The sequence below is a fragment of the Desulfosediminicola ganghwensis genome (assembly GCF_005116675.2).
GTDB classification, from domain to species: domain Bacteria; phylum Desulfobacterota; class Desulfobulbia; order Desulfobulbales; family Desulfocapsaceae; genus Desulfopila; species Desulfopila ganghwensis.
The window spans coordinates 2946082-2964022 of sequence record NZ_CP050699.1 but is presented as its reverse complement, the minus strand read 5'-3'; the positions used below and the strand labels follow the sequence as shown (position 1 = coordinate 2964022).

Genomic DNA, 17941 nt, shown 5'->3' with positions numbered 1-17941 from the left:
CCGCCCCTTGGGAAACGCATTCAGGCACTGGGCTCACTTTCATAATTTCGTTGTCATCGGTGACAGAGCAGCATGTTGCTGATCGATAACTTTACATATAGAAGACCAACCTTTAATCCTACCCGGCCCTGTATGCTGCAAGATACCTCTTCTTACAGGGCTGGAAATATTTAGATTCTCCTCAGAAAAAGATAACCAACTGTAATTGATAGTAAAAAAAATAATTTTCTGGATATAATGTGCAGGAATACAACCACATATTCCATATAAGGTTTGCACATGATCCGATATACGAGCAGCAAACAACTCGGTCTGGATGGTTTCATTCTGCCCTTTGGCGGCAAGTTGAATCCGGAGAATCGATGGGTGAAATGGAGCCGGATCATCCCTTGGGATGACCTGGCCAGATGCTACTACCAAACGATGGATCCCAAGAGTGGTCGACCAGGCAAGGATGCGCGACTGGTGATAGGTGCCATGATCATCAAGCACAAGTTGACCCTGAGTGATGAAGAAACTGTGCTGCAGAACCAGGAGAACATGAAGTTAGCGCCATTCGGGGTAGACCACGATTGATTCTACAAACAGGACACTTCCCAACTATCTTGGACCTTGTCTGAACCTGTTGGCAGGGCCAAGATGTTCACTGGCAAGTCCGAGCCAAAAATAGAATTGCTATGTTCAGCTTATTCCTGAACATATTATATTTTCGATACTCAGGGTAATTGTTCTTATAAAACAGAAGCACACGACCCGTCGCCTTTTCAATTCAACAATCGAACGACATCCCGGGCAATTCGTTCACTGTATGTGTTCAATTTCCAGTAGCCGGGACTCCAGCTTTTAAGGAAACGGTGAAAATCAATCTAGGCATAGGGGTAAAGCTTGCGTCACACCGCCTCTACTGCCGGAAAGTCGATTTCTGACTTGCAGGCGATCAGAGCGGAAACCGTGGCACGTCCCCTATTCTCACCCCGGCATAGCCCCCATCTTTCCACCAAAAATGTTAGGTATTTATGGTTATTCCTAGGAAGTTTTCATCCAGAGTTTGACTATCTCTAACCAAAGATGCAAGTTGTATCAAAATGTTGCATCCATCATATGCATACAATCATTAAATCCACCTTCCCTGTCGTCATCGAACGGCGAGCACACCTTTCCACGGAGGCAAGCAGTAATGACCCTACTAAATAATGCAGTGATCAATATTCCAACAGCGATAAACGAACCTATTCTAGACTACGCTCCTGGCAGTCCGGAGAGGCAGAGACTTAAAGAAGCCCTCGCAGAGGCCAGCTCACAGCAACTTGAGATCCCATTGATCATCGACGGAAAACGCATCACCACCGGCAATACAGGGAAAGCAGTAATGCCCCATGACCATAATCATCTGCTCGCGACCTACCATAAGGCCGGAGCAAAAGAAGTGAAGATGGCTATTGATGCCGCTCTCGCAGCCCAAAAACAATGGCAGGCCTTCCGCTGGGAAGAACGATGCGCCATCTTTTTGAAAGCGGCTGAACTTATTGCCGGTAAGTACAGAGCAAAACTTAACGCAGGTGCCATGCTCGCCGGTGGCAAGAATGCCTTTCAGGCTGAAATTGATGCCGCCTGCGAGTTCATCGATTTCCTCCGCTTTAACGTTGCTTTTGCTCAGGAGATATATGAAAAGCAGCCGGAATCTTCAACAGGAGTTTGGAACTACTGCCAATACCGCCCACTGGAGGGTTTTGTCTTCGCAGTCACCCCCTTCAACTTCACCGCCATCGCCGGTAACCTACCGACCGCCCCGGCAATAATGGGCAACACCGTAGTCTGGAAACCAGCATCGTCTCTTGTTTATACCCCTTACCTGATCATGGAAATTCTTGAAGAGGCTGGTTTACCACCGGGAGTTATCAATTTCGTCCCAGGCTCCGGGGCAACCGTCGGCGACCCTGTGCTTGCCGACCCCAACCTTGCCGGGGTGCATTTCACCGGTTCCACCAAGGTCTTCCAGGGAATGTGGCGAACCATCGGTGAAAATATCGCCAGCTACAAGTCCTATCCCCGCCTGGTAGGCGAAACCGGTGGTAAAGATTTCGTATTCGCCCATAAAAGCGCCGAGGTTAAATCGCTTGTTACCGCCCTTGTGCGTGGTGCTTTTGAATATCAGGGACAGAAGTGCTCTGCAGCCAGCCGTGCCTATATTCCTAGCTCACTCTGGCCTGCTGTCGAGGCAGGTCTTCGTGAAGAGATGTCACAAATCAAGATGGGGCCACCTACAGATTTCCGCAATTTCACAGGGGCGGTCATCGACGAGAAAGCCTTTGATACCATTTCCTCATACATCGATTTTGCCCGTGACAGTCAGGGAGGCGAAATCATCATCGGTGGGAAATGCGATAAATCCGTGGGCTATTTCATCGAACCAACGGTCATTCTCGCTACAGACCCGCATTTCAAAACTATGGTCGAAGAGATTTTTGGCCCCGTACTGACCATCTATGTTTATGAAGACGACGCTTTCATAGAAACCCTCAAGCTCTGTGACAGTTCCTCACCGTATGCTTTGACCGGGGCGATCTTCTCGCAAGACCGTGCAGCTGTCAGTACCGCCATGCACCAACTCGAACACACAGCAGGCAATTTCTACATTAACGACAAGCCTACCGGCGCAGTGGTTGGCCAACAGCCTTTTGGCGGTGGCAGGGCTTCAGGCACCAACGACAAGGCTGGCTCCATGGCCAACCTGCTTCGCTGGGTGTCAGCACGGACCGTGAAGGAAACCTTCGTTCCGCCAGAAAGTTTCGCCTATCCATTTATGGGAGAGGAGTAGCCGTTGACTCTTGTGATACTTTTTATGATTCCGAACTAAAAAGCAGTTAAGGGATGAGGTGCCCTCGGTCAGCTCATCCCTTACACATGTTTGCATTTTTGATCAAACCCAAAATACCACGACAAAAACTTGCTCAATCTTCTTTTTCTGCCAACTTCACAGTGCTTTTGAGATTTTGCTTAAATGTCTTATGAGCCACCATACAGCCCCACCCGAATCCTCATTATTTAATCAAAAAAGGACTGGAAGTACTTCAGTCTTTCTTTCGATAACGGCTCGACACCCTCAAAAGGATAGGGACGTTTCATATGCTCGTACTTGGAAACACCCAAGGTGTGATATGCAAGAAGCTCCACCTGCTCCACAGCTGGGAACCTTTGGATAAACTTTTGCAGCTTTTCAATATTCTCATCACTGTCATTTACACCCGGTACGAGCACATGCCGTATTCTTACTGAGGTCCCGCTATTGGCAAGAGCCCTGTAAAAAGGTTCGGCCTTGGCCATTGGAACTCCTGTGAGCTGCTGAAAGCCGTCGGCTGAGACTGCCTTCACATCAAGCAGCACCAGATCCGTCACTTCCAAAATCTCTTCATAAGCGCCAAGCCCCACGCCTGAAGTATCTATGGCAGTATGCAACCCTCCATCCCGGCAAAGACGAAGATACTTCAATAAAAATTCAGGCTGCATCAATGGCTCCCCGCCAGTGCAGGTCACCCCGCCAGAGGAATTTTCCATGTAGGATCTGTAGCGAAGGGTTTTCGCATACAGATCCTCGGCCGAGACCGTGTTCTCTTTGCTGAACTGCCAGGTATCCGGATTATGGCAATAGATGCAACGCAAGCCGCACCCCTGGAAAAACACCGCAAAGCGAATTCCCGGCCCGTCATGGAGCGCCATGGTCTCTATGGAATGAATGTAGCCGTGCATGGGGTCACATTGCTGTATGAAAGGTTCTCTGCAGCACTTCAAGCTGCTGTTCCCGGGTCAACCGGTTAAAATGCACCGCATACCCTGAAACCCGTATTGTCAGATTCGGGTACTCATCGGGGTTGTCCATGGCCTTTTTCAGCGTATCCCTGTCCAGCACATTGACATTGATATGATGTCCACCCTGCTCGAAATAGCCGTCAAGAATGGCGGTAAGATGCGCTTTTCTGGCCTGCAAATCTTTGCCCAGTGTCTGCGGTACAATGGTAAAGGTGTTGGAGATGCCATCCTCACACACGTCGGTATAGGGAAGTTTTGCCACAGAATTGAGAGAGGCCAGCGAACCGTTCAGTTCCCTGCCATGCATGGAGTTGGCACCCGGGGCAAAAGGCTCTCCTGCCTTTCTGCCGTCCGGCGTAGCACCTGTTATCTTGCCATAGACCAGATTTGAAGTAATGGTGAGAACGGAAAGGGTATGTTTTGCGCCGCGATAGGCAGGCCGCTTCTTTAACGCTGCCGACATTTTTTCCACCAGCTTGACAGCCAGATCGTCAACCCGATCGTCGTCGTTGCCAAAAAACGGGAACTCACCGCTTACCTCATACCCTTTGGCAAGCGAGCCCTCCCGTATAACCTTCACCTTGCCATACTTCATGGCACTCAGGGAATCTGCGACAATGGACAATCCGGCAACGCCAAATGCCATCAGCCTGTCGACTTTGGTGTCATGCAGTGCCATCTGACTTGCTTCATAGGCATACCGGTCATGCATGGTGTGGATGATGTTCATGGTATCAACATAGAGCTCTGCAATCTTTTCAATGGAGAGGCAAAGCTTGCCCCATACCGTCTCAAAATCGAGAGAGTCACCTTCGATGGGTTCCAGCCCCTCGACCACCTTTTTGCCGCTCACCTCATCAACACCACCATTTATGGCGTAAAGCAGCACCTTTACCAGGTTGCAGCGAGCACCGAAAAATTGCATGTTTTTACCGATCGTCATCCCTGAGACACAACATGCGATAGCGTAATCATCACCATAAAGTGGCCGCATCAGTTCATCGCTTTCATACTGCAGTGCGTCCGTGCGGATAGAGAGTTCCGAACAATATTGCTTGAACTCCGCAGGCAGATGTTTTGACCACAAGACGGTCATATTCGGTTCCGGGCTGGGGCCCAAAGTATCCAGAGTGTGCAGAAACCGGTAGGATGTTTTGGTTACCAGAGTGCGGCCATCATTTCCCATGCCGCCGATTGCCTCGGTTATCCAGTTTGGATCTCCTGCGAAAAGCTGGTTATACTCCGGTGTTCGTAAATGGCGAACCAACCGCAGCTTCATGACAAGCTGATCGATGAGTTCCTGGGCAAAGGTTTCGGTAATCAGACCGGCTTTGAGGTCCCTTTCAATATAGATATCCAGAAAAGTACTCACACGCCCCAGGGACATTGCCGCGCCGTTATTCTCCTTCACGGCTGCAAGATAGGCCAAATAGAGCCACTGCACCGCCTCTTTCGCAGTAGACGCCGGCCTGGTGATATCGCAATCATATCGAGCGGCCATCTGTGCCAGTTCCTTTAAGGCACTAATCTGCGTGGAGAGTTCTTCGCGTTCTACCACCCTGGAGCCATCCATTGGGCCTTCGTGATTATCCAGATCACGCTTTTTCTCGGCAATCAGAAAATCCGTGCCATAGAGCGGTACCCGGCGATAATCCCCAATAATCCTGCCTCGCCCGTAGGCATCAGGCAAACCCGTCAGCAGACCGGCACTTCTGGCCCGTCGCATAGCTGGGGTATAGGCCGCAAAAACGGCCTCATTATGGGTCTTTCTATACTGAAAAATTGAGGAAATTTCTTTGGAAGGAGTATAGCCATAAGCCTCACAGGCCCCTGCTGCCATACGCATCCCACCAAAGGGGTTGAGTATTCGCTTGAGCGGTGCATCGGTCTGCAGACCGACAATGAGTTCATTCTCTGCATCGATGTACCCCGGTTCAAAATTGTCTATTCCCGAAATGCGTGTTGTATCGATATCAAGAACACCCTGCTGCAGTTCTTTTTTGAGAAGAGCCTGGCACTGGCCCCAAAGTTTCTCAGATTGCTCGGTGGCTGAATCGAGAAAGGAACTATCCCCCGAATATGGGGAATAATTGAGCTGGATAAATGAGCGGACGTCTACGGTTTCCTGCCAAATTCCCGGCACAAAACCATTCCATGAATTGTTCATAATTCTTCAATTCCAATGGTTTACAGTCCGGCAAAAAAACACAAAACCGCCTGGACTGTTGCCCAGGCGGTCGGCATATCTTCAATCACACTCCCATGTGGTTATCCACTTCCGCCAGTCATGTGATTGTTTTATTCATTTGTTGTAGGTGGGCTAGTGTAAACAAGCTCAATTTCATTGTCAAGCAGGAAGTCATTTGTTCGCCCGGAAATGAATTAGCATTTTTTTTGACACAACAACGGGAACATAGCAGACACAGTTAATGCTATGCACTAAAAGTATCAGAGTGATATCAAGCGGTCATCTTGTTTCATTTAACTCTGACCCTTTTTAACGCCCAAGGATTATGCATTTCATCAGAAATAAGATACAAAGCTGGATTCGAGCAGACTCTTCCTAGGAGGCTGTCGGACTTTAGCCTTTTTCTACTTTAATCCGTGGACTCCTATTGGACTCTGATATCGAATTATGCGATTCTCAGAGCCTTAAAGTGGTCAGTCCGACAGACTCCTAGCCTCAGATGTCAATCAAACTTGGCTGCCGATCTTTTAAAAGATTAACAGTAGACATCTCATACATGGACATGATTGACCGATGACGTGTTTTATGTTGGCAATCTCAACCCACATCTCATGACTGATTTGAAAGTAGAATCGATCGTCAGCGAAGCTCAAAATAGCGCGGGAAACAACGAGGGGCAGGGAAAAATATTGAGAGACGATGAAGATACCTATATCTCTACACTTTCAATATATACCCTCTACACGTTGACCATTTAAGTCATTGTAATAACGATTAATAATTGTTAGATATTGACTGTTTGTATACAGTGGTTCTTTTTGGGAATGTCAGTTTGGGGAAAGCTGACCAAAAGAGTAATTGAGTATCATCATTTTTTAGGGGGTTCGTGATGGAAAAGGGGCGACTTCTGCTCCAAAGCAGATCTGCTTTGACTGTGGCATTTTTTGTGCTGGGTATGACAGGTTCTGCAGCGGCTCAGGAATATTACACAGATATTTCAGTCGGTGCATCGTTGCTGAATTTACCTGAAACACAATTCTTTAAAATACAGTCTGATGATTGGAGACAAATCCGTCCTGTCGATTATGGAGATGACGACCTGGGTGGTATTCAGTTTACCGGGGCATTTGGTTACCGTAGAGATACAAAGCTCATGGGTGCCAAACAGTTGGACTTCAATCTCCGCGGAGAGATTACGAGTGTTTCAACCAATGACGGTGGAGTACGGGAAAGGACCCCCGATTCACCTTACAGGTACGGATGGGTAAGTATTTCTAACCAAGCTGGTTATGGAGTTCCCTACAATGAGAATACACTTGTGGCATCCATTGATCGCAAAGCCACCATGTCTCGCCTGGAGGCTACCATCGGTGCTACTTATGACCTGAAAAAAGATTGGAATGCGACAGTTTTTATAGGCCCTTCCTGGCGCTATCTCGATCTGCGCAACTCATTCTCAGGATCTATCTCAGGATCTATGCCAGATTTCTCGCACAATTGCTCTTTAGAAGAGGATGTCACCACTTCATATTGGGGCGGTGTTGCTGGGGTTTCCATTACCGGCAGTTACAAGGAAAATTGGAGTGGTTCGCTTATTTTTTCCGTCTCAGCTTATAGCTCTTCGACAGATTATAAGGCCTATTATGAAGATAGTTCTTGGGGGGAAAGTTACAGACAACTCGAAGCGGATGAGAGCGCCTATGGCGCGGATCTGAAGTTAACCGTAGATTATAAAGTCTCGCCTGGAGTTACGCTTGGTTTCTACGCAGTTGCCCAATATCTCTCTTCTGTGCCAGATGTCAACTATGGTGGTTACCCTTGGATGTATCCTGAAGATGGTGTTCTGGATCTTGAAGAAGCTGATCTCTACGGTTTTGCCGGTGGTTTACAGTTTACTATTGCCCTTTATTAAAGAGTACGGTGGTTACCCGACATGGCCCTGAGATCTGGTGATGTAGAATCAGTCATATAGGCATTCAAAAAGCCTATCAATGTCGGGTAATCAGGTTTCGTCTTAATAACGGGTGATACGCTTTCTGGTTCGGAAGCATCCATCAGGCTCTGCTGCCGAATTGACAGCAAACAGACGTGCCGTTCAAGCAGATAGATTTAAATGTGATATTAGTTACCTATGCAATGGGCTGTTCTTGGTATGTTGTCAGGTGCTATGCAAGGTTACACGACAGTATCGTGCAGCCCGAAGCAGGACCTTACCACTGGCAGCCGTCGTCAGTTTCCGGCCTTTCTCGCTAAAGATGTTTCCTGAGTCTGTAGCGTCTCCCGAGGACCTATCCCCATCATGGTGTTGTATACTACAGTGTGAGCAGATCGCTCATGCAACCCCAACCACAGGAGGCGCACCATGAAAGTTTCCCAAGCGGTAGATTTCCATCTGCAGTACCACAGAGCCAACTCGAAAAAAAAATACCATAAAGACATGTGAATTCGTTCTCCACAGATTTTCTTCGCAATTTGGTCAACGTGATCTCGCCAGCATCTCCCAGGAAGAGGTTCTTGATTTTCTCCTTTCACTTACCAAGAACAATCGCCAAGCAACCAAGCGAAACCGGTACTCCGTTTTAGCATCCTTTTATAACTTCAGTATTAATACCGGATTTCCTGCCCTCACTAACCCCTGCAATAGTTCAGTCATCAGGAAGATCTTTAGACGACCGCAGGCGGTACAATGGAATATCATAGACAAGGAGACGGTTGATGAGATCATCTTCAGGACTACAAGCGTTCGGAATAGACTCATACTTGAATTGATGGCCAGGGGTGGGATGAGAGTAGGCGAGGTTTTGAATCTCACACCAGCGGACATCCAAGAGAGAAATCTGACTATCCAAAATCCCAAAAGTGGTCGAGTTGGCGAGACGGTTTATGTTCCACGGAAAATCTTGGTAAGGTTAACAGCTTATGCAAATGCCATGGATATAGAGAGCAATGACCGTATATTTCCCATTTCCTATGTCACCGCCTGGTCGATGGTTAAAAAGGCTGGCAAGATGGTCAACATAGAACTGCGACCACATGATCTTCGACGCCATGCAGCAACGTATGCCTCAAGATCGGGAACTCCTATAGAAATTGTCAGCAAGGTAATCCTGCGGCATACTGATCTTTCAACTACTCAGCGGTATCTCGGGAAGGTGAATGACACGGAAGCGATCAGGTGGATCGAAACACTTTATGGATAGGTATGCCTCAACGGGCGAGTAGCGGTCCTCGCCCGTTTGGAGCAACAGTAGATACATCAATATTAGAGATTGGTGAAGTTCCATAGCCTTGCCTCTGCCAATCACTGGTTCATGCTTCCTTGATTATGCTCCTTTTTGGGGCCGCAGCAATTTTGGGTAACGATGTAAATAAATTCAGCATCTTTACCTGCCTGCTTAATCCAGCCTCAAAAATCGACAAAACACTAGCGGCTGTTTTGAATATCAAACATTTTCATCGTGTGGATGATATGCTCTTGCATTGCAACCTTAGCCCCTTCAGCATCCCTCTCTCTAATACAACAAAGAATGGCTTCATGTTGTTCCGGCGTGTGGAAAATACTCTCCTTTGGAGATGTATAAAACGAGTCATAGAAAAAAATGTATATTGAAGCCTGATGAAACAGCTGCTTGCAGACACGCTCCAGATATCGGTTATTAGCAGACTCTGCAAGCAAGAAATGGAAATCACGATTTGCCAAGTAGTATGTGGCATCATCTTTCTCATCCAGTGCCTGTCTGTCTTTCTGGTTAATTGCATACAATTTTTCCAGATTCTCCGCAGGACAGACATGAGCAGCCTCCCAGGCCACCTGCCCCTCGATCATCGCCCTGAGACTAAACAGCTTCCGTCCCTCATTTAAGGGAACCACCGGGATATAACAGCCTTTCTTCTTTTTCCGTTCAAGGATTCCCTCAACATTCATTCGTGACAGGGCCCGATTGATTGGAGTCCTGCTCATGCCAAGGGTACGGGAGAGATATTCTTCCTGGAGAAAATCTCCTGGAACAAACTTGCGTTCATAGATGAGTCTGAGGATTTCAGCATACGCCAGATCCTCACTGCTTGTCTTGCTGTTCGTGCTAACCATATTACCTGTGTGTGCTTCTTTGATTTTAGGAAGAAAGCTGAATGTAAAACAGATACTTACAGATTTCCTCTCCTGATATCAAATCAAATCTTTCCAGAAGAGTTCGTCACTAATAAATCACGCTCGTAATCTCATATACTTACACCCTCTATACGAGCAATTTCAAAAATCATCCATTCAAAAATGTTTTTTCTCTTGCATTCATTTATGTATTTATTTATTCATACATAAGTCCAGACGCTACTAAACGCAACTGAATTTCCGTGTAAATATGTTTTTCGTATATGGTTTCAACCTGAAGGAGTCTTAAACAATGGAACGAAAAATTGTTCTTCTAGGCTATGGAATGCAGGGAAAAGCCTGCGTATATGATCTTATCAAATACGGTGATTTCAACGAACTGAGTGTTGTCGACTGTTACGAGGGATTTCTTGATGATCTCAGCGCAATTGATGACAGCAGGGTTCGAGGGTACCAGATCGACGGTAAAGATCTGGGAAAAATCCGTGAACTCCTCTCCCCCGCCTCACTGGTTATAGAATTTTTCCCTCCCCACTTGACACTTCCGATGGTTGAGCTTGCCATTGAATGCGGTTGTCATGCCATAACTTCAAGCTATATCAATAATCCGGCTTACGCAAATCAGCCAGGATTTGCAGAACGACTGGACAGTCTTGACCAAAAAGCCCGGCAAGAAGGCCTTATAATCCTGGAAGAATTCGGTATGGACCCTGGAGTAGACCTTGCTATGGGCCAAATGATAGTAAACTCGTTCGATGAAGTTCATGCCCTCCATTCCTACGGGGCAGGCTTTCCGGAATTGCAATCGGCAAACAACCCGTTACGGTACAAATTTACCTGGTCTGTTATTGGAGTGATTCGTTCCCACCTTCGTCCTGCACGGTACCTCGATAACAATCAAATTTGCGAAATTGAAGCCGATGCCATGTTCTCGCCAAAGAATACCCACAACCTTGATCTCCCGGGTTTAGGCGACACACTTGAGTGTTTCTATAACGGCAACTCCACACAGTACGTAGACCATTTTGGGATAGGAAAAACTGTTAAGAGTATGGGGCGCTACATTTGCCGCTGGCCTGGGCACGGTGCATTCTGGGAAAGAATGGCTCGTTGCGGCTTTCTGAGCAGCGAATCAATCCAGGTTGGCGACCAGCAAGTTAAGCCAGACGAATTTTGCGCCGCTCTCTTAGGTAACCAACAACAGTTTTACTATCAAAATGATGAAAGCGATGTTGCTCTCCTGCGTGTCGACGGCAGAGGGTTGATTGATGGCTCCCCTAAACAGGTTCTGATGCAATCCATCGTTTTACATGATCATGAATCCGGATTCTCCGCAATGCAACAAACCGTCGGGTTCCCAATGGCCATCGGTTCCATGATGATTCTGGATGGAAAATTAGAGAAGTCTGGAAGAACGATGCCGATGGAGGTTCCCCTCGACCACTACTTTAGCGAGTTGGACAAACGGGGAATTAAATTTACAAAAACTGTGAACGATTGGGACGGACAACTCAACCCCTGATTGGCTTATGGGTACGTTATCTCATGACGTATGATAGCCATTCAACCTATACATTTTGGAGGATATAGATAAATGAACTCCCAAAAACCTTTTCTCGGAGTTCTTTGCTGGGAAGGGGGAAGTAATCCGAAAGGACTGGAGCAGCTGGAAAGCCTTCCTGGCAACAGCACCAATCCGTTGACCTACTCCTTCCCAGTTCTTTTTAAGAGAGTAAAGGGAGCAAACTACCAGTCGGTCCTGGTTTCCCCCGATACGGCTCTCATCGGTCCCATGGTGGAAGCTGCAGAAACCATGATAGAGCAAGGAGTGAAATCAATTATTACAAGTTGCGGATTTAACGCAATTTTTCAGCAAGAACTGGCTGCTGTTCTCAAAGTTCCTGTCTTCACTTCAGCCCTGATGCAGATACCGTTTATCCGCATTTCGCTCGGCGGAAGAAAAATACTGGTTATCACCGCCTCAAAGAAGGACCTAAAACAGGAACATTTCCAGGCAATCGGAGTCGCAGATATGCGTGGAATTGAAATCTATGGTATGGACGAGATGCCGGAATGGAGCAAGATCAGTCGTTCTCCTGACCAGCCTCTTTCAATAGAAAAAGTGGAAAAGGAAATCGTTTCACTTGCTGTTACTGCAAAAGAGGACCATCCGGACGCGGGAGCAATCTTATTGGAATGTACGGATCTCCCACCTTTTGCGAATGCAGTTCGAAAAGCTGTCGGTCTGCAGGTGTATGACCTATCGACGATGGTTTCATTGATTCATGATTCATTTTCCACTTAATTTCAAAAAAAGAAAGGAGTAGAGCTATGTCATCATATGAAAAGTCAGTAAAACCTGTCTCTGCGTTTCTCGCAATGATAGGTCTCGTCATCATCCTCGCAACATGCCTCCAGGTTTTGAAATTACCTACCCGGGGAACCTTGGTATTGTGTATTGTCTATCTATCTGTAGTAACATATTTTCTTGGCAACACCCTCAAGGAAATTGAAGGCTACCTCCTTGACGGATTCAAAAAAGCCGCATTCACTGTTGGTGTTTTAATGGCGGTGGGTTGTGTTATCGGCGGCTGGATAATTGGTGGCGTCATACCATCGATCATTTATTACGGGTTGGACCTCCTCACCCCATCATTATATCTCACAACGGGTCTTATCCTCTGCTGTCTCACCTCATACTTTACCGGAACATCCTATGGCTGCATCGCAACAATGGGCGTTGCCCTCATCGGTGTGGCGGAAGGACTCGGAGTACCTTTGCCCATAGCTGCTGGAATGGTCGTATCCGGTGCGCTTTTCGGGGATAAAATGTCACCATTTTCGGATACGACTAATCTGGCGGCAGCCACCGCTAAAACCACTCTATTCAGTCACATCTACTCTATGTTATTCACTGGTGGTCCGGCAATCGTAATATCTTTAATTATCTTTGCCGTAATCGGCATGAATTTCGGAGATAGCCAGGGAGCCAGTCCAGCCAAGACTCAGGAACTGATGGCTGCCATAGATTCTGTATTCATGATCAGCCCTTTTCTGCTTCTGATCCCAGCTGCAACTATTCTCTTAATCATAAAAAAAGTTCCACCTATTCTGAGTATCATGATCGGCTCGATTCTCGGTGTAGTTGCAGGAATGATTTTTCAGGACGCATTTACAGCCAAGGAAGCTGTTCTTGCTTTGTTTAAAGGTGTCAGTTACGACTACGGCAATGCTGATGCTGCCAAATTACTCAATAGAGGCGGACTTGGCAGTATGGCCTGGATTGTAACTGTTGCCCTTATTGTTCTGGCATTTGGCGAAATAATTCAGCGATCAGGTATCCTCAAGGCTCTGCTTACAGCCATCAGCAACTCTATCAACAGCAGTTTCAGGCTCATTGTTGCTACAATCGGCGCATGTCTGGCAACAAACCTCTTTTCCGCCAGCCAATATGTTTCAATTGTCCTGCCAGGTGAAACTTTTGAGCCCGCTTACAGGCGGATGAATATAAAAGGGAACGTTCTTTCCCGTACCCTGGAAGACAGCGGGACCCTTTTCGCTTTTCTCGTACCGTGGGGCAACGATGCGATTTTCACGGCTGCAACCTTAGGTGTTGCAACTTTGGATTATGCCCCCTATGCATTTTTCTCCCTCATTTGCCCCATCCTGGCTGTTTTATATGCAGCTACCGGTAAATTTGTCTGGAAAAGGGAAAATGAAGAAGCGGCTGATACTCCATTTGATGTCACCGGTCAAGAGTTGGTCACTGCGACCGTCAGGACCACTGAGTAATTAATATCACTGCCCACAATAGCGACACAATCAATAGGTTATGTCGCTAGATGATACAAGATCTCAGTTGAGAGTTGCAAGAGATTCAGTTGATCAGGAAAGTTTGAAGATCTTGGATAAACGCCCAAAAATGTATCTGATTACCCCTAAAGCTCAGCATTTAAAAAACCCTTGAGGGTGGTCACTCTGTGATACCCCTGGCATGTCATAATCCCTAGGATAACCTTCACAGGGAGAAACGACATGCCAAAGAATACAGTTCAATTTCAAAAAGGCCTCAGCTTGAAGAGATTTCTCGATACATATGGCGCTGAAGAGCAGTGCCGAGAAAGGCTATTCAATGCTCGTTGGCCTACTGGATACAAATGTCCGAGATGCGGTCATACCAAACACTACCTGGTCTCAACCCGGAATCTCTATCAGTGTCGCAACTGTCGTTTCCAATGCTCACTTACAAGCGACACTATATTTGCCTCCTCAAAACTGCCTCTTACTACTTGGTTCCTCGGGATTTTCTTTGTTACCCAATCGAAAGAGGGTATGTCAGCGCTCAATCTGCGACGATTACTGGGTATTTCAATCAATGCTGCTATGAAAATGAAGCACAAGCTCCAGCACGTTATGAAAGTCGCCGATGACAGTTTTGCCCTCAATGGCCTAGTTGAACTTGATGACGCATATTGGGGTGGTAAAAGGTCCGGTGGTAAGCGTGGCCGGGGAGCCCCCGGCAAAACCCCATTTCTTGCTGCCATAGCCCGCAACGAAAAAGGCCATCCTATTCATATGAGAATGAGTAAAGTGAATTCCTTTTCCTCCCAGGAAGTTCGCAAGTGGTCGTTGAAGCATATCCACCACCAATGCGTTGTAATTTCAGATGAGTTTGGCCCGTTGCGAGGAGTTGCTGACAGCGTTGCTTTCCACGGCGCTGTCAATACAAGTGAGATTTATCACAATCCCGACAACAAGATTTTCCATTGGATCAACACCATGATCGGCAATGTCAAAAGGGCCATACATGGTACATATCATGCTGTGAGTCCAAAGCATTTGCCAAGGTATTTGGCTGAATTCTGTTTTCGTTTCAACAACCGTTTTTATATGGGAGCCATGGTTGGCTCACTTATTCGTTATTCCGCAGTTACTAAGCCAATGCCTCAGCGTATTTTAAAGTTTGCTGAGGATGAGGGGTAATCAGAAAAATGTAAAAGACTCATATATTCACTTCTCGCAGAAATAACCACGTTGAAGGAAATAAACAATACTCTTTGGCAATGGACGTTTCATTAGAAGAGAGTGTCCAATATCATTCAATCTTAGATTTGCATTGTCAATCATAAGAGAGGATCAGGGATTTCAATTTCACATTTTTCCTGAATCCTTTCAGAGTCGCCTCATCCTAAGCAAGCACCACTCACCAGACAGGCGCAAACCCATCTTCTCAGGAAACACCATAACCTGACCATTCCATTGACCCCTTAAGGTTGGCAGAGCAAATTTAAATTTTTTTTTACTCGATTCTGCTGCGGTAATGAGCAAAAATATATGGTAGCGATATAGGCTAAGAGCTGATCGAAAGTGGCGTGTTATCTTCCATGCTGCCTAACAACTATTCTCTCTGTATAACATTACCGAACTGGAATTACGCAGTTTCCTTATAATCACTTGTTAGCCAGACAACCCGCATGATCCTGGCCCGATAACAGAATTCGCATCAGAGACAAACCTGTAACAAGAGGTGATTTATGCCAAACGACAAGCTACTTAGCGAAGAAGCCGTCAGAAAGCAATTGTCCTTTATGACGTCGGTCATCAATTCCATTCCGGACCTGATTTTCTACAAAGACCTCGAAGGGGTATACCTCGGCGGTAATAAAGCCTTTGCCGAACTCATCGGACAGTCCATCGAGGAGGTTGTGGGGAAGACAGATTTCGATCTGTTCCCGGAGAATGTCGCCAGGTTTTTCCGCGAGAAGGACCATGAGATGCTCGATAGTCGGCACACGAAGCGTAATGATGAATGGGTAGACTACCCGGACGGGCGTCATGTCTTATTGGATACTTTGAAGACGCCGTTATTCGATGAGCATGGAAATCTTTGCGGCTTATTGGGTATTAGTCGCGATATCACCGGCCGCTAGTTCATGGACGGAAAGGCCAGCCAACAACCTGTTGCAGCGGCCGGCGCTCTGCGCCGTCGCTGAACCCGGACGTTAGTCGTTCAATAGAAGTCATGTAATTTGAGGGAGTGGCATGGCATCGAATAAAGATGATCCAAAGGCAGATCAAACAGCATCACCTCGTCAGTGGTTCAGATTAGTTGTAGTGTATCTCCTAATCCCGCTGGTTTTATTTATTTGCGGTGGCGATCTCCGCTGGTGGCAGGCCTGGCTATATTCCATGCTTATTTTGGCCGCTGGTATTGGTGGGCGCATATGGGCGGAACGTCGGCATCCCGGATTAACAGCCGAAAGACAAAATATGGAGAAGGTTCAAAGTGCGAAAGCCTGGGACAAAGTGCTTGCTCCACTGATGGCGCTGAGTGTGAGTTTCCCACCGATCATTGTGGCCGGGCTGGATCATCGTTTTGGTTGGTCACTCCCATTTCCATTGTGGCTCATCGTGCTCGGCTTCTTCTTGATCTCGCTCGGATACGCTTTCGCTGCGTGGGCTTTTATAGAGAATCGCTTTTTTTCCAGCGTGGTGCGTATTCAGGTGGAGCGAGGGCATGTGGTGTGTGACAGTGGCCCCTATCGGATTGTGCGACATCCGGGATATGCAGGAAATATGTTGGCACTCCCAGGTATGGTGCTGGCTTTAAGCTCTACGTGGACACTTATTCCGGCGGCTGTTGCGCTAATCATTTCGGTGATTAGAACGGTGCTAGAAGACCAGACTCTACAGGATCAGTTGCCTGGCTATCGTGACTATGCGCGACGCGTACGCTATCGGTTGATTCCCGGGATTTACTGAGGAGGTTGCCAGATAGCAGCGCCTAACAAGGCACGTGCTCTGACACAAACTACGATACGCTTCGTTTGCGCCACACAGATTGGTATTTACTCCATCAAGCACTACCCACATTGCTCGATAGCATTTTTTTATCGGGCACTGTGGTTGGTATGATTAATCGCCGATCTGGCAGCATCGAGTCTGCAATCCTGTTTTTCCGCCTCGGTCCTAAAACATCAGGAATAGTCCTAAGTTGCAGAATTTCAGAAGTGGTTAACCTTGCCAGTGCGAGGCCTATCATTGCGAGAACGTGTATTCCTGTAGCTCCACAGGAAACATATAAAAGTTACCCCTGCTTTCAGATTGTTAAAGCTTATAAATGGCAGTATCAATGATTTTGGTGTCCACTTCTTTCGACCTACCTCAAACCTTGTGGGGTCGCTCGGCCAAAGCCCGAGGTTGAATTAGAGGCAATTCGCGGTTGGCAACATGGTGAAATTATAGTTGCTGCGAGAAGCATTAACTGCTCCTATGCCAGGGTAGAGGTTGTAAATATCAACCCGCATGTATAGCGATACTCAAGATTTACCGTTGAGGCACCATTTCTGAGTGGATTAGTTGAGGACTTAGCAGGTATTATCAGAAAAATAATCAAACACGCAAAAAAAACTACTTTTGAATGAAGGAGCTGGATGTGAGAGAAAAAAAAATTGGGGGACTGCTCAAAGTTTTCATTTTATCAATCACTATTAGCCTGCTAGCGGCAACAATAGCGACAGTTGTAGCCGCAGAGCAACAGGTGCAGATTCCTATTCCAGGAATGGTGACCATGGTGGACCTTGGAGCAAAAAAGTGTATCCCATGTAAGATGATGGCACCAATTATGGAGGAACTTGAAAAAGAGTACAAGGACCGGGCTGCCATTGTCTTTATCGATGTCTGGGAAAACCCAGGTGCAGGAAAAAAATACGGCATAGGCCTCATACCAACCCAAATTTTCTACGATACCAAGGGTAACGAAGTACTGCGACATGAGGGTTTCTTTGATAAGGCCTCAATAATCGCCGAGCTGACGAAACTTGGTGTCAAATAAT

At 46.9% G+C, this 17941-nt stretch carries 13 protein-coding genes, 2 pseudogenes and 1 riboswitch; of the genes and pseudogenes, 11 read left to right on the top strand and 4 right to left on the bottom strand.

Annotated elements, in window-relative coordinates; genetic code table 11:
* Positions 1-279: 279 nt before the first annotated feature.
* Together FCL45_RS12605 and pruA are read left to right on the top strand one after the other, a co-directional pair.
* Positions 280-558: pseudogene (locus tag FCL45_RS12605) on the top strand (transposase); the annotation flags it as partial.
* 619 nt (positions 559-1177) lie between these two features.
* Positions 1178-2818 carry an L-glutamate gamma-semialdehyde dehydrogenase gene (pruA, locus tag FCL45_RS12600; RefSeq protein ID WP_136796572.1) on the top strand — a complete coding sequence of 547 codons (1641 nt, stop codon included), beginning with the start codon at positions 1178-1180 and terminating at the stop codon, positions 2816-2818.
* A gap of 227 nt (positions 2819-3045) precedes the next feature.
* Here the strand turns inward: pruA and pflA are convergent, their stop codons facing one another.
* The gene (gene pflA, locus FCL45_RS12595) at positions 3046-3747 is read right to left on the bottom strand and encodes a pyruvate formate-lyase-activating protein (protein WP_136796571.1); all 702 of its coding nucleotides are present in this window, start codon (positions 3745-3747) and stop codon (positions 3046-3048) included.
* A gap of 4 nt (positions 3748-3751) precedes the next feature.
* Positions 3752-5974 (bottom strand): formate C-acetyltransferase, encoded by a 2223-nt coding sequence (pflB, locus tag FCL45_RS12590; RefSeq protein ID WP_136796570.1) that lies wholly within the window; start codon positions 5972-5974, stop codon positions 3752-3754.
* 53 nt (positions 5975-6027) lie between these two features.
* Positions 6028-6106: riboswitch (ZMP/ZTP riboswitch) on the bottom strand.
* 823 nt (positions 6107-6929) lie between these two features.
* On the opposite strand from pflB, the gene FCL45_RS12585 reads away from it, so the two are divergent.
* Together FCL45_RS12585 and FCL45_RS25295 are read left to right on the top strand one after the other, a co-directional pair.
* On the top strand, positions 6930-7907 hold the full coding sequence (locus tag FCL45_RS12585; RefSeq protein WP_176360042.1) for a hypothetical protein: 978 nt from the start codon (positions 6930-6932) through the stop codon (positions 7905-7907).
* 856 nt (positions 7908-8763) lie between these two features.
* Entirely contained in the window at positions 8764-9195 is a 432-nt protein-coding gene (locus FCL45_RS25295) for a tyrosine-type recombinase/integrase (RefSeq protein WP_420811217.1), read from the top strand.
* Between the two features lie 224 nt (positions 9196-9419).
* Here FCL45_RS25295 and FCL45_RS12575 read toward each other — a convergent pair whose 3' ends face one another.
* Positions 9420-10085 carry a GntR family transcriptional regulator gene (locus tag FCL45_RS12575; RefSeq protein WP_136796567.1) on the bottom strand — a complete coding sequence of 222 codons (666 nt, stop codon included), beginning with the start codon at positions 10083-10085 and terminating at the stop codon, positions 9420-9422.
* Between the two features lie 313 nt (positions 10086-10398).
* Between FCL45_RS12575 and FCL45_RS12570 the strand changes: the two genes are divergently transcribed.
* The 6 genes from FCL45_RS12570 to FCL45_RS12545 all read left to right on the top strand — a co-directional run bounded on the left by FCL45_RS12570 (position 10399) and on the right by FCL45_RS12545 (position 16868).
* Positions 10399-11628, top strand: a complete 1230-nt coding sequence (locus tag FCL45_RS12570; RefSeq protein WP_136796566.1) for a saccharopine dehydrogenase family protein — start codon at positions 10399-10401, stop codon at positions 11626-11628.
* Positions 11629-11700: 72 nt separating this feature from the next.
* Positions 11701-12411: an aspartate/glutamate racemase family protein gene (locus FCL45_RS12565; protein ID WP_136796565.1), complete on the top strand. Its 711-nt coding sequence runs from the start codon at positions 11701-11703 to the stop codon at positions 12409-12411.
* 26 nt (positions 12412-12437) lie between these two features.
* Positions 12438-13898: a Na+/H+ antiporter NhaC gene (nhaC, locus tag FCL45_RS12560; protein WP_136796564.1), complete on the top strand. Its 1461-nt coding sequence runs from the start codon at positions 12438-12440 to the stop codon at positions 13896-13898.
* A 243-nt stretch (positions 13899-14141) separates the two neighbouring features.
* Positions 14142-15089 (top strand): IS1595 family transposase, encoded by a 948-nt coding sequence (locus FCL45_RS12555; RefSeq protein ID WP_176360041.1) that lies wholly within the window; start codon positions 14142-14144, stop codon positions 15087-15089.
* A 551-nt stretch (positions 15090-15640) separates the two neighbouring features.
* Positions 15641-16036 (top strand): PAS domain-containing protein, encoded by a 396-nt coding sequence (locus tag FCL45_RS12550; protein ID WP_136796562.1) that lies wholly within the window; start codon positions 15641-15643, stop codon positions 16034-16036.
* Positions 16037-16148: 112 nt separating this feature from the next.
* The gene (locus FCL45_RS12545; RefSeq protein WP_136796561.1) at positions 16149-16868 is read left to right on the top strand and encodes a methyltransferase family protein; all 720 of its coding nucleotides are present in this window, start codon (positions 16149-16151) and stop codon (positions 16866-16868) included.
* Positions 16869-17326: 458 nt separating this feature from the next.
* On the opposite strand, the pseudogene FCL45_RS12540 reads toward FCL45_RS12545, so the two are convergent.
* Positions 17327-17436: pseudogene (locus FCL45_RS12540) on the bottom strand (endonuclease); the annotation flags it as partial.
* Between the two features lie 105 nt (positions 17437-17541).
* Here FCL45_RS12540 and FCL45_RS12535 point away from each other — a divergent pair.
* Positions 17542-17940 carry a thioredoxin family protein gene (locus FCL45_RS12535; RefSeq protein ID WP_228721321.1) on the top strand — a complete coding sequence of 133 codons (399 nt, stop codon included), beginning with the start codon at positions 17542-17544 and terminating at the stop codon, positions 17938-17940.
* The last annotated feature ends 1 nt before the right edge of the window (position 17941 follow it).